Origin of the sequence: Paraburkholderia sp. UCT70, from assembly GCF_050434085.1 — a bacterium.
GTDB lineage: Bacteria > Pseudomonadota > Gammaproteobacteria > Burkholderiales > Burkholderiaceae > Paraburkholderia > Paraburkholderia tuberum.
Genome location: NZ_JBNPVZ010000002.1, coordinates 3,270,269 through 3,292,535 on the forward strand (window position 1 = coordinate 3,270,269; position 22,267 = coordinate 3,292,535).

Here is a 22,267-nt window from a genome sequence, read left to right on the forward strand (position 1 = left end):
GAGGCACCCGCCGATGAATCAACCTATGTCACGCGAGACGCCAGCGATCGAAATGCGCAAAGTGTCGTGCCGTTTCATTTCCCCGGACGGCAAGGCCACGATCGCGCTGCGCGACTTCAGCATGTCGGTGGCACGCGGCGAATTCGTCGCGGTGGTCGGCCCGACCGGCTGCGGCAAGTCCACCACGCTCAGCATGATCACCGGCTTGCTGAAGCCAACCACCGGCGAAGTGCGCGTGATGGGCGCGCCGGTGGACGGCATCGATCCGCGCATCGGTTTCGTGTTTCAGGCCGATGCGGTGTTTCCGTGGCGCTCGGTGCTCGACAACGTCGCGGCGGGTCCGCTGTATCGCGGCCGCTCGAAATCGGCCGCTTACGACGAAGCGAACGAATGGCTGCGCCGCGTGGGCCTCGACAAGTTCGGCAAGCACTATCCGCATCAACTGTCCGGCGGCATGCGCAAGCGCGTCGCGCTTGCACAGACTTTCATCAACAAGCCGGAAATCCTGCTGATGGACGAGCCGTTCTCGGCGCTCGACATGCAGACGCGCACATTGATGCAGGACGAGTTGCTGCAATTGTGGGGCGGCGCCGGCTCGGTCGTGTTCGTCACGCACGACCTCGAAGAAGCGATTGCGCTCGCCGACCGCGTGTTCGTGCTAACTGCCCGCCCCGCCACGCTGAAGAAAGTCTACGAAATCGATCTGCCGCGACCGCGCGTCACATCGGAGGTCCGCTACGACTCACGCTTCATCGAAATTTCGCGCGATATCTGGCATGACCTGCGCGAAGAAGTGCAGATCGGTTAATCAAGGAACGGCAAACATGTCTACAACCTCTCAACAGATGATGCCCTCGGGCATCGACGCCGCGTCGCTCGCTCACGTCGAGCGTATTGCGCAGAAGAAGATCCGCCAGCGCCAGGTTCTGGTGATCTCGCTGCGCATTCTCCTGCTCGTGGTCGTGCTCGGCGGCTGGGAACTGTCCGCGCGCCTGAAGTGGATCGACCCTTTCTTTTTCTCGATGCCGAGCGAGATCTTCGCGCAGATCGTCGACTGGTTCGTGAACGGTACCTCGCAAGGACCGCTGCTCACGCAGGTGTGGGTCACGCTCGAGGAAACGGGGCTCGGCTTCATCATCGGTTCGATCGGGGGCATCTTCTGCGGCATCGTGCTCGGCCGCAACAAGCTGCTCTCCGACGTGTTCAGTCTCTACATCAAGATCGCCAACTCGATCCCGCGCGTCGTGCTCGGCTCGGTGTTCGTGATCGCGCTCGGGCTCGGCATGGCATCGAAAGTCGCGCTCGCGGTCGTGATGGTGTTTTTCGTCGTGTTCGCCAACGCGTTCCAGGGTGTGCGCGAAGCGGATCGCTACATGATCGCGAATGCGCAGATTCTCGGCGCGTCGCGCCGTCAGGTGACGACTTCGGTCGTGATTCCGTCGGCGCTCAGCTGGATTCTCGCGAGCCTGCACGTGAGCTTCGGCTTTGCGCTGGTCGGTGCGGTGGTCGGCGAGTTTCTCGGCTCGAAGCAGGGCATCGGCTTGCTGATCTCCACCGCGCAGGGCGCGTTCAATGCGGCCGGCGTGTTCGCGGCGATGATTGTGCTGGCGGTGGTCGCGCTTGCCGCCGACTACCTGCTGACCGCGGTGGAGAATCGATTGTTGAAGTGGCGGCCGAGTTCGGTTTAAGCCACGGCAGCGCAGAGACCACAAACAGTAGTTCGCTTCACCGATGCCGCTCAGTCTTGTGGACTGAGCGGCATTTTTATTTGCTAACGCACATCCTGTCTCCCGCCAGCGAACTGTTTTTCGCAATACGTTGGCCACCTCGCAACACTTTCTTCTTTCAATCCCCCACCAGAAGCCAACATCCGGCTGCCAGCCCGTTCCATGCGCTATGGCACGCTCGATGCATACCCACCGCGCAAGTCAGGCGATTGCCAACATCGAACGCGGATCGAAGCGAGGTGAGTCATGTCGAGTGCACAGAGTCAACGCCGGTCAACCAACGGGTACGGCGGCCCGTTCATGCGCGCCAACACCGCGAATCGCCGCGATCGTCGTCATTCGAGCGGATTCGTGCTGTTCGGCTTGCACACCGCCGGCGTGATCGGTCGCGGACCGAAACGCCTCTGGCCGTATGTCCTGCCCTGGTTGTTCATCCTACTGACGATCGGTTCCATCTGCCTCGTCGTGCGCGGCGTGCTTACGCGTCAATTGCTGGTACCGCCGGTGGAGACACCGCAAACGCTGACCGAGCGCGGCTATACGGCGAACTTTCTCGCCGAGCGGATCATGTCGGCGATGAAGGAAATCGGCCAGGATGCCGAATCGATTCCGCACGACACGATGACCAGCAACGACGCGCAGCAGGACATCCAGATTCCGGGTCAGGAAATGTCGTATGCGACGACGGTGCGCTTCATCAAAGGCGTGCTCCAACGCGACGATGTCGCCGTGCACATCGGCATCACGAAGACGAATAGCAGCGCGGATTCATACGTCGCGCACGTGCAGATAGAACACGGACCGTTCAACGGCCGCGAAAGCACGGTGCCGTTCGAAGGGCGCGACCTCGAAAAGCTCGTGCGCGACATCGCAATCACGGCGATGCGCCTCGCCGAACCTAACATCCTCGCCAGTCATCTGTTCACGCAGGTGCAAAAGACCAAATGCTCACTCGCGCAATGCGACTATCGCGAGATCGTCGGGATCTATGACGAAGTCCTCGCGTTGCCCTCATCCGAGCAAGCCCAATGGGCAGTGGCGGGCAAGGCGTGGTTGCTCGACAGTCAGCAGCGCTCGACAGAAGCCGAGCAGCAGATCCGTGAAGCATTGACCCAATACAAGCACTCGGCGGTGCTGCGCGCGAGTCTCGGCATTGCGCTCGAACAGCAGAACCGCATCGACGATGCGCTAAAGGAACTGCGGGCCGGCGCGAAGGAAAAGTCGCGCACCGCTGAAAACCTGCGACTGCTCGGCGACGTGCTGTTGCATTCGAAGAAGCACGATCGCGAAGCACTCGAAGCATTCAGGCAGGCTGCCAAGATGAACCCCGACTCCGTCGACACGCTGCACGACTGGGCCGAGGCGCTCGTCAAAACCGGCCACGACGACGAAGCAATCGACAAGCTGTCGCACGCCGTCGCGTTGCGTCCCGATCTCGCGCCGTCCTATGTGGAATGGGGCCACGCGCTGGAACACAAAGGCGCCCTGCGCGAGGCCGCGCGCAAGTATGCACAGGCATTGCAGCTCGACGCCGGCACGTTGTCGGCGCGCGAACGCGAGCTGGCGCTCTCGACGGACTCACCGCCCGACGAAGCCGACACCCGGACATCGAGGCCTGACCTGCGCGTCAAGCCCGTTTCGAATCCCATGACGTCGTACCCGCTTCGGGCATCGCTCGATACGGTACGCGACGCCGTAGGACGGGCGATGCGAGCGGCCTGAGCCGCCCGCATTCGCCATTTGAGTTGGCAACACAGCCGAACAGGAGACAGTTCGATGGACAGCTTCGAAGATGCATTCAAATGCCTTGATCGGAAACGAAGGCGGGTACAGTTTCAATCCGGCCGATCCCGGCGGCGAAACGATGTGGGGTGTGACAGCGCGCGTCGCGCGCAGTGAGGGCTATAACGGCGCGATGAAAGACCTCCCGCTCGATACCGCCCATCAGATCGCCAAGCGCAGGTACTGGGACCCGTTGCATCTCGACGAACTCGATCCGAGCGTGGCTTTCCAGATTTTCGATGCGAACTACAACGGCGGCCTCGTCGTGCTGTGGATGCAGAAAGCGTCCGGCGCCAGGGAAGACGGCAAGTTCGGCCCCGACACGCTCGATGCGGTCAAGAACGCCGATCCGATGAAGTTCGTGATGCGCTTCGCCGCGTATCGTCTGCGGTACCTGCGGAACCTGCATTCGTGGCCGAATTTCAGCCGCGGCTGGACCGAACGCATGGCAGCCAATCTTCTCCTGGGAGCAGCATGATGGACTGGTCTAAAGTAGCGACGAACATCAACAGCACCGCCCCGCTTCTCGCCGGGCTCGTGGGGGGGCCGGTCGGCCTCGGCGTGACCGCTGCCGCCGCGATCATCTCGCACGCGCTCGGCACGCCGAGCGACCCGGCCTTCGTGGAACCCGCGTTGAACGACCCCGGCGCACTCGAAAAACTTCGCCAGGCCGAAAGCGCGAACTCGCTGCAATTGCAGCAGTTGATGGTGACGGCCGCGCAGTCGAGCCTCGCGCACGACGCCGACATGGCCCGCATCGCCACGAGCGACGCCGCGAATGCACGCGCGATGGGTGTCGCCAATCGCGACTGGGTTCCGAAGGTGCTCGCGATGGCCGTCACCACCGGCTTCTTCGGCATTTTGCTGCTGATGGCGTTCCAGCCTTTGCCGGGTACCAACAAGGATCTCGTCAACGTGATCGTCGGCGCGTTGGGAACCGCGTGGATCAGCATCATCGGCTATGACTTCGGCACGTCGGTCGGCTCGATGCGCAAGACCGAGCTGCTCGCGAAGCCGAGCGTGCCGATCACGGCCGATAGCGCGTTGACGTTGCGCGAACCGGCGTCGCAGTCGGGAGCGCACGCACCGGCGGCGGCCGCGCCGTCCGGCGACCACTTCCCATCGTTCGCGCCGGGCGGACAAGGTCCGATCTTCTCGGGCGGCAGTTGAGTCGATGCTACGTTAAGCGAATCATGCACGCGACGAAGTACATTGACCGTCGCCTGCATGTCCGTATCAAAGCAGGGCTCTTTCGCCAGCGCGCGTTTTGCGCTAAGTTGGCAACGCGAAAGTCCATCCCGTCCCGAGTGGAGCGATAAAAGATGAGTGACGTCGAGCAGAACGCGCAGAACGATCCGATCGAACACGTCGTGCTACTGTTGATGGAGAATCACTCGTTCGACCAGATGCTCGGCTGCCTCGACGCCGTGCACGACGAACTGGACGGCGTGCGCAACGCGGCCGGCAAATCGAACGCCGATGGTCAAGGCCACACCTTCTATCCGCGTGAAACGCGCGAGCGGCAGATGAAGCACGACCCGAATCACGAGCACAAGGCCGTGATGGAACAGATCGCCGCCGACAACAGCGGTTTCGTGCGTACGTTCGTGAACGACTACCCGAAGAGCAGCCTCGCCGCGCGGCAAGACGTGATGGGCTATTACCCGCTCGGCTTTCTGCCCGCGCTGCACACGCTCGGTTCGCAATTCACCGTGTGCGACCGGTGGTTCTCGTCATTACCGGGGCCGACGTGGCCCAACCGTTTTTTCGCGCTGACGGGTACGTCGAAAGGCGAGATCGAAATGCCTTCGGGACTCGACGGGCTCAATCCGCACTGGTACACCGAGCAGGATCAGGACACGATTTTCGATCGGCTGAACGCCGCGCGCAAAACGTGGAGCGTCTATTTCTACGACTTCCCCGCCTCGTTGCTGCTGAAGAACCAGCGACGCGCGGAAAACCTCGCGAATTACCGCTCTTTCGATAAATTCTTCGAGGACGCAGCGGGACCCGCCAATCAGTTTCCGCAATTCGTACTGATCGAGCCGAAGTACTTCGGCGAAGCGCAGAACGACGATCATCCGCCGCACAACATCATGAAGGCAGAGAAGCTGATCGCGGATACCTACAATGCGCTGCGCTCGAATCAGGCGCTGTGGGAGCGCACGTTACTGGTGGTCCTCTACGATGAGCACGGCGGGTTCTACGACCACGTATCACCGCCGGCCGACGTGCTCGCACCCGACGACCACACCGCGAGCTTCGATTTCAAACGACTCGGCGTGCGTGTTCCCGCCATCCTGGTGTCACCGTGGTGCGAAGCCGGCGTGTGCAACGAACGATTCGATCATTGCAGCCTGCTGAAGTACCTGTGCGACAAGTGGCAAATGCCACCGCTCGGCAAGCGCACCGAGGCGTCCGCGAACCTCGGTGTGGCGATTCGACGTGGCGGCGGCGCGCGCACCGATACGCCGCCGTTTATTCGCGTGCCCAATCAATCGCTGATTGCGCAGCACGTCGAACTGGAGCGCAAATCGTCGAATGGCAATCAGCATGGCCTGCATCATTTCGCCGACTATCTGCACGCGGAACTGGATCGGCTCGCCGCCGAGGCGGTCGAGGCGGCCGCGCAACTGGCACGCACCGGCAACGCATGGGTGCGCTTTAAGAGCGCGTTGGGCTCGCTGATGATGAGTCTCGGCCAGTGGCTCAGCAAGGACTTCTACGACGCACGCGACCAACGCGATGCACGCACGAGCCAGGCGTTCACGCGCTTGCGGCAATCGGTCCGTGAGGCGACGCCGGGCATTGCGCGAAACGATGCGGAAGAAACGGCCTCGTCCGTCAATCCGGTCTCGGAGAAATAGCACGCCGCAAAGCGGTGGTAGTGCGGAACGTTGCCGGATGCCAGAGTTCGTGAAATCGGGGACCTTGGATTTCTTCGACGATTTCAATAGTCTTAACGCAGTGGCCGATTGGCAGTGACGGTATCAGTGAAGCCGACGGCGAATCGTGCCACAGAAACCGAGAAATTCGGTTCGGGACCGCCGCGGCGCAGCGCCGCCGGCTATATTCCCGGCGACAAGCGCCATCGTGCGGACATCGGCCAGCTACGGATGTTGGTCGGCACCTTCGCGCGGACGTTCCGACGTCTGCTACCCCGCAGTACCCGCCGCTCGGGCAGGCCGGCTCCGTCTTGTTGTACTGCGATATGTTTGTTCGACGCCCGGCCCGCTTCATCGTCTCGATGATATACACGAGTATAAGAGCTCGACGCTCACGTACGACTGCGGCAACCGTTCGTAGAATGGCCGTCTTGGGACCATCCGCATATCATGGTTCCATGGACGGTGCGATTGTTATTTAGGAGGCGAGGATCGAATCGGCAGGCCTTAGTTTGGACGCTTGTGAACTGTTGTAGGACATCACCCGGCCAACGCGTTGACACAATGAGTCTCCTCAGGTTCCTACCTCCCCACCCCTGGGAAAAACGGAACCTCCTTCGAAGCCGGCTTCCGCCGGCTTTTTTTACCGAGCGGTCAGCGAGCGGCGGAAAGCGCCTGCCACCGGTAGACAGGCGCAGACCCCGGCCAGGTACGGCGCGTCGACCTCGACCTCGGGCCGAGGTTTCAACGTCGGCTGAGGTACAAGCCGTTGATTTGTTGCACATCGACGACGGCCAGAGCCAGGTACTGGCCGGCCAGGAATGCCCAATGAAGTTCGGGCTGCGGGGCATAAGGAGAGGAATACGATGAAAAAGTTTGGATACCCCCGCTTCACCGCCATCGAGCTGTGGGTCCTCGCCGTCTCCATCGTCATCGCAGTCGGAGTACAGATATGAGTGTAGCGCCCACGCCAGCGCATCGCTCGTGCCTCCCTCCGAACGACTTTTCCGACTGTCTGCTCCGCCCGGCCTTTGCGGCCGTTGGCGCCCCGTCCGATCGCAGCCTGTCCAATGGCTGCTCCCGAAAACTCGGAGGACTGAGGTCGAACTGTTTTCGACCGTTCGAGACTACCGTGACCGGGGTTCGTTTCTCGATACCTGGCATACACTCGTTCGGCGATAGCTCACGATTCGTCGCGCACCTCCTGGTGAGCCGCCTCCCTGGCTGTCGGCCACACCCGCTCCTCAAATTGATCAGACGGAACCGGCTCCGAATACAAAAAGCCTTGCGCAAAGTCACAACCCACGGCGGCGAGAAAATCACGTTGATCCGTCGTCTCGACCCCCTCGGCAATAACCTGCAATCCCAACTTGTGAGCGAGCATGACCATTGCTTCGCAGAGCGCCTGATTGCCGCCGTCGAAGCCGAGGTTCTGTACGAATGAACGGTCGATCTTGAGATAATCGATGTCGAAGCGCTTCAGATAGGCTAAGGACGAGTAACCGGTCCCGAAGTCGTCGATCGAAATCCCGATTCCTGCCTCCCGGAAACTCAGCAACTTCTCGTTCAATTCGGCGTCCAGTAATAGCCCTTCGGTTATTTCAATTGCCACGCTCTGTCTAGGCATGCCTTGCCGAATGAGGTATTCCGACCATTGGATACACACCAGATTGTCCTGGCGAATCTGCACCGGTGAAATGTTGACACTGATCTGAAACGATGGATGGAATCGTCGGCGCCATTGATGCGCCTGACGCACGGCCTGTTTGAACACCCAATCGCCGATCGGAACGATGAGCCCCGTGTCTTCGGCCAATGCGATGAAATCCAATGGACTGATCGTGCCGCGCACAGGGTGCAGCCAGCGAATTAGCGCTTCAGCTTTGTAAATTTCGCCAGTCGCCAGATTGACGATAGGCTGGTAATAAACACGGAACTGTTCGGCTTGCAGGGCGGTACGTAGATCGCTCGTGAGACGCCGGCGCTTTTCTGCCGCCACTTGCAACGCGGGCGTAAAGTAGTGGAAACAGTTGCGCCCCGCGGCTTTGGCCGCGTACATGGCCTGGTCGGCATTCTTGAAGAGAACATCCAGTTCTGTCCCGTCGTTAGGGTAAAGCGTGACTCCGACACTCGCAGAAATGAAAGCCTCGTCCGGACCAAGCTTGAAGGGTTGGGCGAGCGTGGCGATGATCGTCTTCGCGATCTGTTCGATGCTCCCGGTGTCGTCCAACTCGGGCAGAATCACCGTGAACTCGTCACCGCCAAGTCGAGCGACCGTATCGAATTCACGCACACACGAGGTAATGCGCCTCGCGGCCTCGATCAGCAGGATGTCGCCCATATCGTGTCCGAGCGAGTCGTTGACCTCCTTGAAGCGGTCGAGATCGATCAGCATCAAGGCCACCGGCCGCCCGGAGCGATGGGACACGCCGGCTTCATGCTCGAGACGGGCATGAAACATCTGGCGGTTCGGGAGATGGGTCAGCGCATCGTAATTAGCCTGTTTCCATATCGTTGCCTCGAATGCCATCCGGTCCGACAAATCACGACCGACCGCCAACACGGAGTTCACCTCGCCCGACGCGTCGATCTCGGGAGTGAGCCTGATATGGCTGCACTGTTCCTGTCCGTCCTTACTGAGCCATCTCAGTTCGAATTGGCGACTTTTCCCGGTTGTAATGGTTTCGCTGATCTTCTTCTCGTAAGCCAGCGCGTTAGCACCGCCCGGTATCTCTGAGGGCCGTTTGCCGAGCGATTCGCGAAGGCTGCGGGCCGCCGAGACACAGAAAGCCGGATTGGCGTAGGTGCGGCGCAGCTCCCGGTCGTAGCGCGTGATCGTATCAGGTGAATTCTCGATCAACGTGCGCGACTCCTGCTCTTTGGCGACGAGCTCGGCCGTTCGCTCGATGACCGTCTGTTCCAAAGAAGCGTTGATCTCGTTGATCTTCTGGATCTTCTGCCCGATCGCCGCACTCATTCGTTCGAACCTGTGCGCCAATCTGCCCAATTCATCCTTTACGCCAATCTCACTGCGCGTGTCCACCGATGCCTCCGCCTCTGCGCCCGCATCGCTACCGGTGTCGTCCATCCTTCGCACCAGATCTTTGAGCGGTACAGAGATGCTGTGTGAAATGAAGTTGGCGAGGAAGATCGAAAGCAGAAACCCCGAAATGCCCACCAGTATGATCTGATCGCGTACGGACTGTGCCTCCGCCGTCAACTTCTTCTCCGGGATCGTACTGACCACAAACCATTTTGTGCCGGCGATACCCGTGTATGCAGCGAGATATCGGCCGCCATTCTTGCCATGGAAGTCGACGAAGCCATTTGGCTCGCCGTGCGGATCGGCGTTTGTGATTCTTTCGAGCAGACCCGGTTCAGCCTTTCCGCCGGTGCTCATTGAAGAGCCATCGGCACGAACAATCAGCTTGTCGCTGCTGGCGTCAAGTACATAGATCTCTGTTCCACTGCCCACGGCGACGTCATTGAAAATCGTTGAGAAATACTCGGGGCGAATCACTAGAACCAGATTACCGATCTGCCGATTGTCGCTCTTGCCGATGATGGCGCGCACCATCCCGAGATCTTGCTGACCGGCCCCGTTGTCATAGCTACCCCAGTAAGGCCGGCCATTTCGATCGGGAGCCTGCTGGACCAGATGCACCACACTCCGCGTCAATTGCGCGAACGCCTGGGTGTCCGTGATCCGGTTGTCCTTGTCGAGCAAATATTTCTGGTTGATGAAATCAACCGCGCCGTAGTGCTCCAGGAGCAGTCGGGTCAGATCCTGGCGAGCTTCGCTCTGCTCCTTTTCATTGCCGTGTGCGACGCGGGTCAGCGCATCTTGAACCTGATCGGAGAGCACCAGAAGGCTGCTCTCCGTCTCGATCTGCTCCATCCGCAACGAGATGTTTTTGGATACCTGTTTGACTACCTCTTTGGAAAATATCTCCGCTTTCTGCTTGAACTCTGCTGTTGACTCCACATACGATATGTAGCTGGAGACAAGTATCGGTATCAGCGAAAGCAGGATAAACGCGGTTACCAGCCGGTAGCGAATTTCGACCCGGCGCAGCAGATCCAACGAGAAGTAGGCGAATGCGCTTCGCAGCCAGGCGATCAGTGGGCTCATTTGTAGTGCATCTTCGCTTCATTCTTAACAGACTCGTCCAGGAGTTTTGCAGCCTGCATTGGCGTGATTTTCCTGAACAGCACATCCTGCATCAATCGATGCAAGCGCTCGATGGAATTGGAGGGTAGAAACGAATAGTACGGGCTGCCGGTCACAGCATAGCGACTGACCATGTTTGTGTAGTCAACAATCTTCTGATCGCTCACCACCGTCCCCGGGAACTGCTTGAATGGGGAAATGTTCTGGCGCTTAGTCTGGAGGATGGAAAACCCCTGCCCAGCGACGAACTCGAGAAAACGCATTGCCGCGGCCTTGTTGGGCGTTTCCGACACCGCAAACCCGGTTTCGCTGCCGATCACGGGCACCACCTGCTCGCCTGGCGCGTTCCAAGGCGGGATGAGCACGCCAACTTCAAACGGATTGCCGTGCAGCAACAGACCGGCTGCCCAGCTACCGTGAAAAGCCATCGCGACTTTGCCCTCCTTGAATAGCCGTATGCCATCATCGTAGCCAGTTGTCGTGAACGATTCCTGTACGAAACCCCGTTCCGGCATCAGCCTGATCCTGGCGAAAATATCCGCTACCTGGGGGGTGTTCAAATCCAGCGTGCCATCGCTGATTTTGTCCTTCCAGTCTGGCTCGCGCGCAACCACATTGTTAGCAAAGCCTGAACTGAAGGGGCCGTTGCCGAGCATATTTGGGAAGCCGCCGTTCCACATTATTGGCGTATAGCCCGCACGTTTGAGCTCTTCGCAAACCGCCAGAAATTCGTTGAAATTGGTCGGCAGTTCCCTGATCCCCGCCTTCGCAAACATGTCCTGGTTGTAATAGATCAAAGTCGTAGCCATTCCCCCCGCTATTCCAAAGTGCCTGGATTGGCGACTGGTCCAGTCCTTTTTGAGAGGATCGAGCATGTTGTTCCAGGCGGATGTCTTGCTAACGTCGGCGAGGAGCCCTTGATCGGCCAGGTCGGCCGCGTAGGCATTCGGGTTGATACTCACCAGATCGGGCAAGTTGCCGGAGGCGATCCGCGGCTTGATATTTTCTTCCACCGAATTGCCAATCATGAACTGCACATCCACGTGTATGTCCGGATTCAGCTTGCTGAATTCGGCAGCAATCTGAAGCATTTCCTCCGGCCAGTCAGGAGCCCAGACCAAGGCGGTGATGGTGGTACTGGCCGGTCCGCTCGTGCTCGAAGAATCGTGGTCTCGCTGATGGCAACCGCACAACGAGAAAAGAATGAAACAGGCCAGGACCGACAGCAAGGAGCCAAACTCGGTTTGTCGCACGTGGGGTTCACTTTTTCAGGTTCGGCATGGATTGGGCGGCCCTCGGCAGAGGCTATGGGCGCATTCGATGGCAAACCGGTGAAACTTTCATCGCGGTCGAATCACTTGCATAACCATGGCGGCGTCCCTGCAGCGGTAAGTTGTGACGAAGCCCGGCATGCCGCTGCGCATTTCATCACAAATCTTTCTCGCTGCCGGCCAATCTTTTGTCATCGACGACGCCTATCGATCGGCACCGGAATGCATATAAAACAGGACTGCTTGGAGCTCTTGACGGGTCGGCGCTCACACGGCATATCGGCAACAGACGCAGATACTTTAACTGCAGGGTGCCCGAATCTCGCCGGCATGACGGGAAGTCGCCGATACGAGGGGAGCGGCTCAGACGTCACGTCGTCGATGACGCGATTTGGATTTGCCCCTGTACTCGACCGCCCGGATCAATCACGAACTGTGGCAGCAGTCGTTCACCGACCTCGCATAGTTTTCATGTCCTGTGACACCGGACACACGTTTACGTGTTAACCCTAAAAGCTCCGTCGCTTTATATCAATTTTCGCAACAACATTACCTATCTCACGACTTACTCTGTCCAGTTCGCCAAATTACAATGCAATCACTGACTACGAACAAGCAAGTTCGCAGCAAGATAAAACCCTGAACTGGAGGTAAGTATCATGAAATCGCTGATTCAAGCCGTTGTCATCGCCGTCGCTGTCGCCGCTCCGGTCGCCGCGTTCGCGCAAGCCAACCAGCCCGTGACCCGCGCTCAAGTACGCGCCGAGCTGATCCAACTGGAAAAGGCCGGCTATCAACCTGGTCACGCCGACCCGCACTACCCGGCTGACATCCAGGCTGCGCAAGCCCGCGTCGACGCGCAAAACGGCGTCGGTCAGGCCGCTACCGGCTTCGGTGGTGTGGTGAGCGGTACGTCGCAAACGAGCCATGCGGCTCCGACGAGTGGCCCGAAGTCGGTCTACTTCGGTCAGTAAGCGGTAGATGGCAGGCGGTTCGTCAAGCGCAGCTGTGTGGCCACGAAGCCCTGCGGCGAAACGAACCGCGAGCACTTCCAAATAGCGCGTCCTTGCGACGCGCACCCCGATTCAAATGAACTGGCCCGCGACTCGGGTATCTCCGAGCGCGGGCCAGTTCATATGTGGTTACCTCCGTCATCGGGCTCCCGATGACTTCGCCCAGGCCTTCACGGTCTGGGCGCTTTTTCGCGCCGCTCTGCATGCGCCGCGATGAATTCTCAGCTGCCCGCGCTCAGTCGCGTGCGATCAGATTGCCGACCTGGCCGCGCCCGGTCACGAGGCAACTCGACAGGAAGCTCTCGCTCTGCGCGCTCGCGCCAGCGTCACCAAAGCCCTTTTTCAACGCGTCCGATTTGACGAGCGCCGCGCCCTGGTGACACGTAATCGTGCCGACCTCGCCCGCCTGCGCACGCATCAACGCGCGATCCGCCATCAGATAGCCAAGCAAAAGCACCAACGCAATATTGAACGCTTGTCGCATGGGTCGCCTCCTTTTCGAAGAGACTAACGTGAAGCGCGAATGCAGTGGCCTGGGGCTTTCCCGATTGTTGAAGATTCAATGATCCAGAATAAATCGCGGCTACTGCCGGCGATTCGTAGTGCATTGAAGCGATTCAGTTTTATTCGATGCGCGTGACTGTGCGCGCAATCGTAGGCGTTTACGCCTACAGCCGAGTTTCGATCCGCGCGATGCGGCTATTGATCGCACGGCGCACCAGCGCATTCGACGGCACCAGCAGCAGCGATGACGCGATGATCCGATACACGTCATGGCGCGTCACCTTCGACACTTTCGCCGGATCGAGCCACGCGTCGTTATCCGCGAGCAGCAGTAAGGTGTCGAGGCCGATGAGGATCGGCCACAGGCAGGCGAGCCGCAAACGCACCGCGCTCACCGGAATCGCGAGCGTATAGTCGAGCGCCGCGCGGAAATGATCGAGCGTCTTGCGCAGCAGTTCGACGAGCAGCGGCCGCGCGCGCATCGAATTGGCCGGTTGCAGCAGATCGCGCGCGCTCAGACCGTGGCGCTCGAGCATGCTCTGCGGCAGATAGCAGCGGCCGATGCGCAAATCTTTTCCGCAATCGCGCAGCACGTTGGTCAGCTGCAATGCCTTGCCGAAACGCACGCCACGCGGCTTCATCGTGTCGGGCTGTTCTTTCAGCGTGCCCGGCATGTGCGCGTAAGTCATCGTGGTCCAGAACTCGCCGACGCAGCCCGCGACCAGATACGTATAGCGATCGAGTTCGTCGTATTCGCGCAGCGCCTCGAGCTGGCCGGAGCGTTCGTCGGGGAACGTGCGCAGATCGAATTCCATGCCCTCGGTCAGCGTCGTGACGATCGCGCGCACCGAGTGGCAGTCGGACTCGCTCAGTTGCGCGAGCACGTCGAGCGCGGGGCTCAACGATTCGAGCAGCAGCTTTTCATCCGACTGCGCCTGCTGACCCGCGACTTCCGCGGCGATGCGCTGGAACGGCGCGCTGTCGACGGCCACGCCATTGACCTGATCGCGCAACGCGAGCAGCAATTCGAGGCGTTGGCCCGGCGCGATCAGCGAAGTGTCCGCAATCGTATCGGCAGCGCGCGCGAGCAGATACGCAAGGCCGATCGGATCGCGCATGCCGATGGGCAGCACGCGCAGGGTCAGATAGAAGGAGCGTGAAACGCCTTTCAGGAGCGGGCCGAGAAGAAAGGCCCGGGTCGGATTCGGCATGGGTTGGATCGGTTGGCAAATAGGCGGGTGAAAGCCCGCTGGGATCAGGCGCTGCCGAATTGTATACGGCGAGGCGCGTCACCCGGTACACCATGAACGAGCATCAGAAGCCGTCCGCCGAAGCCGGCGCCATTCGCAGCCGCCGTTCGAACCTGCACCTGACCTATGTGATCGGCAGCCTCGACCGCATCCTGCGGCGCCGTATGAGCGAAGCGCTCGCCTTTCCGTTTCATTGCATCGGTTTGCAAGTTCGACCGGCCACCGCACTTCACTCCCCACTCATACCGCATCCACCGGGCCCCTCGCCGCCGGCCTTTTTCGCCCTCTCACGCGGCCCTGTCGAGCACACGCCGTTCGCCGGGCACGCGTTGCCGGATAGACTCCCCGCATTTCACGCCGCGGGACACTGTCGCTCGCGATCGGGAATGGGGATTGCTGCCACGACGGGGTTGAGCACAGGACGGTTACGACCAGGCCGTCGCTTGCACTTTGAACGACACATCGACAATGACTACCGACGCATCCAACACGTCTCGCCCGTCCGACGCGGCGCGACCTGACGCGGCCCGGCCTGACGCGGCGCGACGCAATGTCGAAACCGGCGTGCCCGGTTTCGACGAGATCCTCGGCGGCGGTCTGGTGAGCGGTGGCGTCTATCTACTGGAGGGCAGGGCCGGCGCCGGCAAGACGATCCTGTCGAGCCAGATCGGTTTTCATCGGGTGCGGCAAGGCGAGAAAGTGCTGTACATGACGCTGATCGCCGAATCGCACGACAAGCTGCTCGGTCACCTGAAAGGCCTGAGCTTTTTCGACGAAGCCGCGGTCGCGCAGCAGATGCTGTTCGTGTCCGGCTATCACGAGCTGATGCAGGACGGACTCGACGGTTTCCTGAAGCTGATCGCGTCGAGCATCTATGACTACCGGCCGAGCCTGATGATCATCGACGGCTTTCGCAGCGCGCGCGAATTCAGCGAAACTGAGCTGTCGCTGTCGAAGTTCATCCACGAGCTGAACGCGCTGGTCGCCGCGATGGACTGCACGACACTGCTGCTCGCGCCGCTGTCGGGCAACGAGTCGCATCCCGAGCACACGCTGGTGGATGGTCTGATCGAGCTGAACCGCTATCACGACGGCATGCGGCGCGCGCGCGAAATCGAAGTGCACAAGATGCGCGCGCGCGATCATCTGATGGGCAAGCACTTCTTCCGCATCGCCGGCAGCGGGCTGCTGATGTTCCCGCGCCTCGAAGCGCAGTGCGCGGAGCAAGCGGGCCCCGTCGATCTGAAAGCCCGGCTCGGCTTTGGCTTGCCGCATCTGGACAACCTGCTCGGCGGCGGCTTCGCGCAAGGCTCGACGACCACGCTGATCGGCCCGTCGGGCGTCGGCAAGACGCTGCTGTGCCTGCAGTTCCTCGCGGCCGGTCTCGCACGCGGCGAGCGTTGCGTGTATCTCGGCTTCTACGAGGGTCCGCAGAGACTCATCGGCAAGGCCGAAGCGGTGTCGATCGCGCTTGCCGATGCGTGGCAGGACGGTCGTCTGATGGTGCTTTGGCAGCCGGCGATCGAACTCGCGGTCGATGAAATCGCGTCGAAAGCGCTCGCCACCGTCAAGCAGACCGGCGCGACGCGCATCGTGATCGACGGCGTCGAGGGCTTTCGCGATTCGGCGTTGCGTACCGAGCGCTTCGGCCTGTTCCTGAACGCACTGCTGCATCAGTTGCGCGAAGCGGCCATCACGACGCTCGTCACGGAGGAGCTGCCGCTGTACAGCGATCCGGGTCACGCGAAGGCCGTGCGCGTGTCGGCGCTGACCGAAAACCTCGTGCTGCTGCGCTACGCCGAGACCGAAGGCGGACTGCGGCGCGTGATTTCGGTGGTGAAGCAACGCGAAAGCGCGCACGACACGTCACTGCGCGAACTGTCGATTTCGTCGCAAGGACTCGACGTGATCGACGGCTCGCCCGGCGCCGCGGGCATCCAATCGACGCCGGGCCTGTCGGCCACGCTGCAATTGCGGCGAAAAACCTAGCCGCCCATGAAAACCATTCTGGTGGTGGACGACGAGTTCGACATCCTCACGGTGTGGCGGCTGCTGCTGGAACGACACGGCTATGCGGTACGGACGGCGTCGAACGGCTCCGTCGCGCTCGAACTGGTCCGTTCGAGCCGGCCCGCTATCATCGTGTCCGATTGCATGATGCCGGTCATGTCGGGCATCCAGTTGTGCGCGGCGCTGTATGAGGACCCAGAGCTGCGCGACATTCCGATCATCCTGTGCAGTGCCGCATCGGACATTCCGGTGCAGCCGAATCCACATTTTGCCTACACGCGCAAGCCGCTTTCGTTCGACCAGCTGCTGGCCATGCTGGTGCGCATGGGTGGTTGACGGCCGCCCTTCCTGCCCCCGCCTTCTCTGCCCCTTCCCCCCGCTAAAACACAGCTTGAGACGCTCGCGCCATTTGTCGAGCGTTTGCAGCGTTCTGCGATTCTCCGTGGCCTTTTACAGTAGGCCATCGATCGCGCATGGCCAGCAACCCGCAGCGCGACGCAACTTTCGGAGGTCGTCATGAACAGCAATCGTGGTGCGGTTCCCGCTGGCTTCTTGAGCATCGCGGTGGGTTCGTTGGCGCTGGCCAACCTGTGGCGCGTAGCAATCCGCCTGTGGCACTTGCCGGCCGTCGCCGGCAGCGTGGTGACGATCGCGGCGCTCGCCGTCTGGGTCATCATTCTGTTCGCCTACGCGCACAAGTGGTTCGCACGGACCGCCGATGCACGCGCCGAACTGGACCATCCGGTGCAGTCTTCGTTCGTCGCGCTCGCGCCGATCTCCACGCTGCTTGCCGCGCAACTGCTGCAGCCGTACGCGCATACCCTCGCGCTGACGCTGTACTGCATCGCGGCGATCGCGCAACTTGGGCTCGGCGTCTATCTACAGGGCAAGCTGTGGCAAGGCGGCCGCAAGCCCGAACTGACCACGCCGGCGATCTATCTGCCGACGGTCGGAGCGGGCTTCGTCGCGGCGGCGAGCTCGGCCGCATTCGGCTTCCATCAACTGGGCGAGCTGTTTTTCGGCGGCGGCATGCTGGCGTGGCTCGCGCTCGAATCGATGATCCTGCATCGCGCCGCCGTGCATGAACCGCTGCCCGAAGCGCTGCGCCCGACCCTCGGCGTGCAACTCGCGCCGCCAGTCGTCGGTGGTGTCGCGTATTTGAGCCTCACCAGCGGCACGCCCGATCTGTTCGCCTACGCGCTGCTCGGCTACGGTCTCTATCAGGCGCTGATGCTGCTGCGTTTGCTGCCGTGGATCCGCCAACAGGCATTCGTGCCCGGCTACTGGGCGTTCAGCTTCGGCGTAGCGGCGTTGCCGACGATGGCGCTGCGTCTTGTCGAACGCGGCGCGACGGGTCCGATCGAATTCGCGGCACCGGTTCTGTTCGTGGTGGCGAACGCGATCATCGCGATTCTGGTCGTGAAGACGCTTCAGCTGCTCGTGCAAGGCAAGCTGATGCCGCCCGTGGCGGCGAGTTCGACGGCGGCGGCGCCGGTCACGCAAGTCACGACGGCCGCGCGAATCGCCCGGGTTCGATAAGCTGCGGGCAGCGACCGAACGCGGCGGCGACGCGCAAAGCGTCCCGCCGCGTTTTTGCGTTTATGTCAGAACCCGTGCAACGACACGACGATCAACGCAGCCGCGACGATCGCGACCACGTCCTCGATCAACGCCGCGGGCGCATCGCGCCCGAACATGCTGGCGAGCGAACTGCGCACCTTCGCCCCGCCGAGCGTGCCGATCACCGCGCCTACCGCGCCGACCACCGCGCCCACCACCCCGACGATCATGCCGCCCGCCAGGCCGCCATGCGCGCCGCTGATCGCCGCGCCGCTCAGCGCGCCGAGCACGATTCGCGCGCCGAACTGCAGCGGCACCTTGCGGCTCGGCGTTTCGGGCAATTGATCCGTGATCAGTTCGATGACCGCCAGCACGGTGAAGATATACGGCGTGGCCGCGAAGCCGAGGAACGCAAGCGATGTGCCTTGCAGCGGCAGCCATCCCAGACGCGCGGCCCAACTGACGGCGGTGGGGGCGATCATCGCGCGAAGGCCGGCGACGACGCCAATCAGCAAGGCCAGAACATACACGGACATAGCGGACTCCCGATCGAGGGCAATGATGCAAGGTTGCACGAGCCGACGGCTTACCTGGACGAACGTCGGCAGAACATGTCGAGCATTCCATCTGGACAGTCAACTTCTCACCACCTACATCGAGGCAATCCGTGGCGGCCGTTCACCGTTGCTCACAATTGCCGGCTCTTCATTGCCGACCCGCCATCGCACGTCTGGCGCGGCGCCGGGCATGCGATTGCCCCCGTCGATGTGGCCCTAGTGTCGCACAATTCGACTGGCGAATAACAGACAGGGAGTCGGCGAAGTGGGCCGATGGTGATAAGTTAGCCCACTCACAAGAAAATCTTGTATCTGCACCATGAGACCGTATCTTCCGCTGAACGCGCTGCGCGCGTTCGAATCGTCCGCGCGGCATCTGAGCTTCACGCGCGCGGCGCAAGAGCTGAACGTGACCCAAGCCGCGGTCAGCCAGCAGGTCCGCTCGCTGGAGGAGCGGCTCGGCACCGCGCTATTCAAGCGTTTGCCGCGCGGCCTCGCGATGACCGACGAAGGGCTCGCGCTGCGCCCCGTGCTGTCCGACGCGTTCGATCGTATCGAGGCGGTGCTCAAGCAGTTCGACGGCGGGCATTTTCACGAGGTGCTGACGGTCGGTGTGGTCGGCACGTTCGCGGTCGGCTGGCTGATGCCGCGCCTGAAGTCGTTTCGCGACGCGCATCCGTTCGTCGAGCTGCGGCTGCTGACCAATAACAACCTCGTCGACCTCGCGACCGAGGGCCTCGATTTCGCGATCCGTTTCGGCGACGGCACGTGGCCCGGCTCGCTCGCCACCAAACTGCTCGACGCGCCGCTCGCGCTGCTCTGCACGCCCGAGATCGCCGCGCGCCTCGCACGGCCCGACGATCTCGCCAACGAAACGCTGCTGCGCTCGTACCGCATGGACGACTGGATGAACTGGTTCGCGGCCGCGGGCATCGCGCCGCGGCCGGTGCGCGGACCGGTGTTCGATTCGTCGCGGTTGATGGTGGAAGCCGCGATACAGGGCGCGGGCATCGCGCTCGTGCCTGCGTTGATGTTCGAAAGGGAGATCAATACCGGGCGTCTGGTGCGCCCGTTCGACGTCGAGGTCAAGGCGGGCAGTTACTGGCTGACCTGCCTGAAGGGCAAGCCGATGACGCCGGCGATGTTGCTGTTCAGTCAGTGGCTCGCCAAGGAAGCGGCCGCGGCGGGTCACGCATGAGTTCCTACGCGGCTGTGCGGCAATACCCGTTCATCGCGGGCCGCTCGGCTTGCGGCGGGAACACGTTCCACGAACCGTCGCCGTGGCGGAAGAAGAAAATCGACAGCAATCCTTCCGGCTTCAACGCCTGCACACATACATAGCGTTGCTGTTGCGACGCGCGATGGCAGAACCGCACCACGCGCGCGGGCATCGACGGCGTGGGCGCGAGCCATTTGTCGACGACCCAGTGCAAGCTTTTTTCTGCGGCTATCATGATGTTCTCCTCGAATCGTCCCGTTCCTGACGCGCTGCGTTCACGCGACTTGCGCGAGTTGCGCCACGCGGTGTTCGTTTCTCGCCCCGCTCTCGACAAACGCCTTCACGAAGCACAGCAGTGCGCGCATGCCCGTGCTCGGATGGCGCAAGCAGCAATGCACCTGTTCGCTGCGGCTTTCGCCGAGCAGACACCACGCGCAGAAGTGTTCGCAGTTGTTGGTCAGCAGGCGATAGCGGTTTTCGCCGAGGCGGGAGCGCGCGCGGCGCACCGCATCGGTGCCGACGTAGATCGCGCTCGGCGTCGCGCGAACCGACAGCGAATGGCCGGCGGCGAAGCGCGCGAGTTCGACTTCCTCGACCGGTCCGCGATGCGCGGAGGCCGCAAAGCCCGAGTAGTGCACGACGCGGCCGTTGCCGACATAGATGCCGTGATGTTCGTAGCCGTTGCGTTGCGTGACCAGGTGCGCGCCGATCGGCAGATCGATCGTCGATGATGCGGTGGTGTCGCAAGCGGCTGCGGATTGCGGGTCGTCGTCGCGTGTATCGAGCGTTTGGGTGTTCATGGCTGGCCTCGTTCGCATTTCCAACACTGTTGCGACAGCTTTTGCATCATCCGGGCCAGGCGCCGGAAAACCCCTGTTTACAGGGTTGACGGCCGATTGAGCGGTTTTCTGAAGAGGTAGATGTCAGGACGGGACCAACAGAAATCGCGCTGCTCTGTTGGTGTGCGACGCTCATTTGCGAGCCGTGTCGCGGGTTGATTTCAACTGGATGGAGAACCCGTGGGACCCCGCTGAATGTGTTGGGTCTCACACCTGTTCGAACGTGGGCTTGTTGGCCGCGAGCCGACTGATCGTATCGACCGCGTTCGTGGTAAAGCCGCCAAGCCGCGCCAGTCCACGCGCCGCGGGCTTCGCGTCGAATCCGCCCCCGATTGGCATGGCGTTTGCACCGTGTGGTGCAGAGTCCATTCAGCCGCGCGCATTGCGCACGCGGCCAACCGGAGAACGATATGTCCTGCATCAAATTGAACGACCTCTCGCTGAACCTCGCGCTCGATCGCAAAGCGATGGCGGCGATTCGCGGCGGCGGCGGCGCACCATGGATCTATGGCTGGATTCAGCCGTACGTGCCGCAAACGCCGAGCATTGGGCCGGTGGTCAATTTGTACGAGGTCTCCAACAACTTCTATGCTAACCAGATGATCAACCAGTTCCAGTCGGTCGACGTACGCAACACCGGCGCGAACGCGAACCTCACCGTGTCTCCGGACGCACGCAACCGAAACGATATGGTGTAGCCGTTGTGACATGCGAGAGCCAATTTCGCTGGACGTCGTCCGCGCGTTCCGACACGGGACGGGTCCGCGAAATCAACGAAGATGCCTGCCTCGACGAGCCCGAAGCGGGACGCTGGGCTGTCGCCGATGGGATGGGCGGTCACGCGGTCGGCGACGTTGCCAGCCGCACCGTGATCGACGCGTTGACTCAACTGGCGGCGCCGCACGGCCTCAGAATGCTGATCGCCGATGTACGCGCGCGTCTGCAAACCGCGAACCGTCAATTGCGCGACGAAGCCGCGCGCCGCCAGGTGCAGCGCATCGGCAGCACCGTGGTCGTGCTGCTTGCATGCGATCGCTTCTGCGGCTACGTGTGGGCCGGCGACAGCCGCATCTACCTCTACCGCGCGGGGCAATTGCGGCAACTGACGCGCGATCACAGTCAGGTCGAGGAGCTGCGCTCGCTCGGCGTCATCACCGACGAAGAGGCGCGCCATCATCCCGCGCAACACATGATCACGCGCGCGGTCGGGGCAACGGATTCGCTCGAACTCGACGACGACGCGATCGAAGTCGCCGACGGCGACGTGTTCCTGTTGTGCAGCGACGGTCTCAGCAACGAACTGAGCGACGACGAGATCGCCGACGTGCTGACCACGGCGGAGCGCGAAAACGCATGTTGCGAACTCGTCGACCTCGCGCTCGCGCGCGGCGGGCGCGACAACATCACCGCAGTGGTCGTCGAAGCGCAGGACCCGAATGCGGCGGACAAGACCTTGCTGAACCCGGCGCCTTGATGATC

20 protein-coding genes and 1 pseudogene are annotated in these 22,267 nt (G+C 61.6%); 13 read left to right on the forward strand and 8 right to left on the reverse strand.

The features are described 5' to 3' along the window. The first annotated feature begins 13 nt into the window (after positions 1 to 13). The 6 genes and pseudogenes from OKW41_RS17410 (at position 14) to OKW41_RS17435 (ending at position 6,376) form a co-directional block, all read left to right on the forward strand. Positions 14 to 808, forward strand: a complete 795-nt coding sequence (locus OKW41_RS17410; protein ID WP_026226392.1) for an ABC transporter ATP-binding protein — start codon at positions 14 to 16, stop codon at positions 806 to 808. A gap of 16 nt (positions 809 to 824) precedes the next feature. After that, positions 825 to 1,688 carry an ABC transporter permease gene (locus tag OKW41_RS17415; protein ID WP_429444293.1) on the forward strand — a complete coding sequence of 288 codons (864 nt, stop codon included), beginning with the start codon at positions 825 to 827 and terminating at the stop codon, positions 1,686 to 1,688. A gap of 285 nt (positions 1,689 to 1,973) precedes the next feature. Beyond that, positions 1,974 to 3,449 (forward strand): tetratricopeptide repeat protein, encoded by a 1,476-nt coding sequence (locus OKW41_RS17420; RefSeq protein ID WP_429573289.1) that lies wholly within the window; start codon positions 1,974 to 1,976, stop codon positions 3,447 to 3,449. A 54-nt stretch (positions 3,450 to 3,503) separates the two neighbouring features. Then, positions 3,504 to 3,987, forward strand: a pseudogene (locus tag OKW41_RS17425) (glycoside hydrolase family 108 protein). Continuing rightward, positions 3,987 to 4,679, forward strand: a complete 693-nt coding sequence (locus tag OKW41_RS17430) for a hypothetical protein (protein WP_429573432.1) — start codon at positions 3,987 to 3,989, stop codon at positions 4,677 to 4,679. Before OKW41_RS17425 ends, OKW41_RS17430 begins: the two are co-directional and overlap by 1 nt. A 152-nt stretch (positions 4,680 to 4,831) precedes the next feature. Then, positions 4,832 to 6,376: an alkaline phosphatase family protein gene (locus OKW41_RS17435; protein WP_429573290.1), complete on the forward strand. Its 1,545-nt coding sequence runs from the start codon at positions 4,832 to 4,834 to the stop codon at positions 6,374 to 6,376. Between the two features lie 1,201 nt (positions 6,377 to 7,577). Here OKW41_RS17435 and OKW41_RS17440 read toward each other — a convergent pair. Together OKW41_RS17440 and OKW41_RS17445 are read right to left on the reverse strand one after the other, a co-directional pair. Beyond that, on the reverse strand, positions 7,578 to 10,526 hold the full coding sequence (locus tag OKW41_RS17440; protein WP_429573291.1) for a bifunctional diguanylate cyclase/phosphodiesterase: 2,949 nt from the start codon (positions 10,524 to 10,526) through the stop codon (positions 7,578 to 7,580). After that, positions 10,523 to 11,758, reverse strand: coding sequence for an ABC transporter substrate-binding protein (locus tag OKW41_RS17445; RefSeq protein ID WP_429573433.1), 1,236 nt, complete (start codon positions 11,756 to 11,758; stop codon positions 10,523 to 10,525). The genes OKW41_RS17440 and OKW41_RS17445 overlap by 4 nt, the downstream gene beginning before the upstream one ends. Before the next feature lie 737 nt (positions 11,759 to 12,495). Between OKW41_RS17445 and OKW41_RS17450 the strand changes: the two genes are divergently transcribed. Next, positions 12,496 to 12,810, forward strand: a complete 315-nt coding sequence (locus OKW41_RS17450; protein WP_184024579.1) for a DUF4148 domain-containing protein — start codon at positions 12,496 to 12,498, stop codon at positions 12,808 to 12,810. Positions 12,811 to 13,084: 274 nt separating this feature from the next. On the opposite strand, the gene OKW41_RS17455 is transcribed toward OKW41_RS17450, so the two are convergent. Both OKW41_RS17455 and OKW41_RS17460 read right to left on the reverse strand, forming a co-directional pair. Then, positions 13,085 to 13,333 (reverse strand): hypothetical protein, encoded by a 249-nt coding sequence (locus tag OKW41_RS17455; RefSeq protein WP_129961873.1) that lies wholly within the window; start codon positions 13,331 to 13,333, stop codon positions 13,085 to 13,087. 184 nt (positions 13,334 to 13,517) lie between these two features. Further along, positions 13,518 to 14,564: a phytoene/squalene synthase family protein gene (locus OKW41_RS17460; protein WP_429573292.1), complete on the reverse strand. Its 1,047-nt coding sequence runs from the start codon at positions 14,562 to 14,564 to the stop codon at positions 13,518 to 13,520. Positions 14,565 to 15,071: 507 nt separating this feature from the next. Between OKW41_RS17460 and OKW41_RS17465 the strand changes: the two genes are divergently transcribed. The 3 genes from OKW41_RS17465 to tehA all read left to right on the forward strand — a co-directional run bounded on the left by OKW41_RS17465 (position 15,072) and on the right by tehA (position 18,152). Continuing rightward, positions 15,072 to 16,592, forward strand: a complete 1,521-nt coding sequence (locus tag OKW41_RS17465; RefSeq protein WP_429573293.1) for an RAD55 family ATPase — start codon at positions 15,072 to 15,074, stop codon at positions 16,590 to 16,592. Positions 16,593 to 16,598: 6 nt separating this feature from the next. Further along, positions 16,599 to 16,949, forward strand: a complete 351-nt coding sequence (locus OKW41_RS17470) for a response regulator (RefSeq protein ID WP_429573294.1) — start codon at positions 16,599 to 16,601, stop codon at positions 16,947 to 16,949. A gap of 180 nt (positions 16,950 to 17,129) precedes the next feature. Then, positions 17,130 to 18,152 (forward strand): dicarboxylate transporter/tellurite-resistance protein TehA, encoded by a 1,023-nt coding sequence (gene tehA, locus OKW41_RS17475; protein ID WP_429573295.1) that lies wholly within the window; start codon positions 17,130 to 17,132, stop codon positions 18,150 to 18,152. 65 nt (positions 18,153 to 18,217) lie between these two features. Here tehA and OKW41_RS17480 read toward each other — a convergent pair whose 3' ends face one another. After that, positions 18,218 to 18,709, reverse strand: a complete 492-nt coding sequence (locus OKW41_RS17480) for a DUF4126 domain-containing protein (protein ID WP_429404199.1) — start codon at positions 18,707 to 18,709, stop codon at positions 18,218 to 18,220. Between the two features lie 340 nt (positions 18,710 to 19,049). On the opposite strand from OKW41_RS17480, the gene OKW41_RS17485 reads away from it, so the two are divergent. Continuing rightward, entirely contained in the window at positions 19,050 to 19,928 is an 879-nt protein-coding gene (locus OKW41_RS17485; protein WP_429444301.1) for a LysR family transcriptional regulator, read from the forward strand. A gap of 4 nt (positions 19,929 to 19,932) precedes the next feature. Here OKW41_RS17485 and OKW41_RS17490 read toward each other — a convergent pair whose 3' ends face one another. The 3 genes from OKW41_RS17490 to OKW41_RS17500 form a co-directional block, all read right to left on the reverse strand. Continuing rightward, positions 19,933 to 20,184 (reverse strand): hypothetical protein, encoded by a 252-nt coding sequence (locus OKW41_RS17490; protein ID WP_429573296.1) that lies wholly within the window; start codon positions 20,182 to 20,184, stop codon positions 19,933 to 19,935. A 40-nt stretch (positions 20,185 to 20,224) separates the two neighbouring features. Continuing rightward, complete coding sequence (locus OKW41_RS17495) at positions 20,225 to 20,749, reverse strand: lecithin retinol acyltransferase family protein (protein WP_429573297.1); 525 nt, start codon at positions 20,747 to 20,749, stop codon at positions 20,225 to 20,227. A gap of 246 nt (positions 20,750 to 20,995) precedes the next feature. Then, positions 20,996 to 21,127 (reverse strand): hypothetical protein, encoded by a 132-nt coding sequence (locus OKW41_RS17500; protein ID WP_429573298.1) that lies wholly within the window; start codon positions 21,125 to 21,127, stop codon positions 20,996 to 20,998. A gap of 71 nt (positions 21,128 to 21,198) precedes the next feature. Between OKW41_RS17500 and OKW41_RS17505 the strand changes: the two genes are divergently transcribed. Next, a complete protein-coding gene (locus tag OKW41_RS17505; protein WP_090807566.1) occupies positions 21,199 to 21,486 on the forward strand; it encodes a hypothetical protein in 288 nt (95 codons plus the stop codon). Positions 21,487 to 21,491: 5 nt separating this feature from the next. Continuing rightward, complete coding sequence (locus OKW41_RS17510; RefSeq protein ID WP_184005175.1) at positions 21,492 to 22,262, forward strand: PP2C family protein-serine/threonine phosphatase; 771 nt, start codon at positions 21,492 to 21,494, stop codon at positions 22,260 to 22,262. Positions 22,263 to 22,267: the final 5 nt, after the last annotated feature.

Coding starts and splice junctions, on each gene's coding strand:
- OKW41_RS17410 (WP_026226392.1), top strand. CDS start 14: ATGAATCAACCTATGTCACGCGAGACGCCAGCGATCGAAATGCGCAAA.
- OKW41_RS17415 (WP_429444293.1), top strand. CDS start 825: ATGTCTACAACCTCTCAACAGATGATGCCCTCGGGCATCGACGCCGCG.
- OKW41_RS17420 (WP_429573289.1), top strand. CDS start 1,974: ATGTCGAGTGCACAGAGTCAACGCCGGTCAACCAACGGGTACGGCGGC.
- OKW41_RS17430 (WP_429573432.1), top strand. CDS start 3,987: ATGGACTGGTCTAAAGTAGCGACGAACATCAACAGCACCGCCCCGCTT.
- OKW41_RS17435 (WP_429573290.1), top strand. CDS start 4,832: ATGAGTGACGTCGAGCAGAACGCGCAGAACGATCCGATCGAACACGTC.
- OKW41_RS17440 (WP_429573291.1), bottom strand. CDS start 10,526: ATGAGCCCACTGATCGCCTGGCTGCGAAGCGCATTCGCCTACTTCTCG.
- OKW41_RS17450 (WP_184024579.1), top strand. CDS start 12,496: ATGAAATCGCTGATTCAAGCCGTTGTCATCGCCGTCGCTGTCGCCGCT.
- OKW41_RS17455 (WP_129961873.1), bottom strand. CDS start 13,333: ATGCGACAAGCGTTCAATATTGCGTTGGTGCTTTTGCTTGGCTATCTG.
- OKW41_RS17460 (WP_429573292.1), bottom strand. CDS start 14,564: ATGCCGAATCCGACCCGGGCCTTTCTTCTCGGCCCGCTCCTGAAAGGC.
- OKW41_RS17465 (WP_429573293.1), top strand. CDS start 15,072: ATGACTACCGACGCATCCAACACGTCTCGCCCGTCCGACGCGGCGCGA.
- OKW41_RS17470 (WP_429573294.1), top strand. CDS start 16,599: ATGAAAACCATTCTGGTGGTGGACGACGAGTTCGACATCCTCACGGTG.
- tehA (WP_429573295.1), top strand. CDS start 17,130: ATGAACAGCAATCGTGGTGCGGTTCCCGCTGGCTTCTTGAGCATCGCG.
- OKW41_RS17480 (WP_429404199.1), bottom strand. CDS start 18,709: ATGTCCGTGTATGTTCTGGCCTTGCTGATTGGCGTCGTCGCCGGCCTT.
- OKW41_RS17485 (WP_429444301.1), top strand. CDS start 19,050: ATGAGACCGTATCTTCCGCTGAACGCGCTGCGCGCGTTCGAATCGTCC.
- OKW41_RS17490 (WP_429573296.1), bottom strand. CDS start 20,184: ATGATAGCCGCAGAAAAAAGCTTGCACTGGGTCGTCGACAAATGGCTC.
- OKW41_RS17495 (WP_429573297.1), bottom strand. CDS start 20,749: ATGAACACCCAAACGCTCGATACACGCGACGACGACCCGCAATCCGCA.
- OKW41_RS17500 (WP_429573298.1), bottom strand. CDS start 21,127: ATGCCAATCGGGGGCGGATTCGACGCGAAGCCCGCGGCGCGTGGACTG.
- OKW41_RS17505 (WP_090807566.1), top strand. CDS start 21,199: ATGTCCTGCATCAAATTGAACGACCTCTCGCTGAACCTCGCGCTCGAT.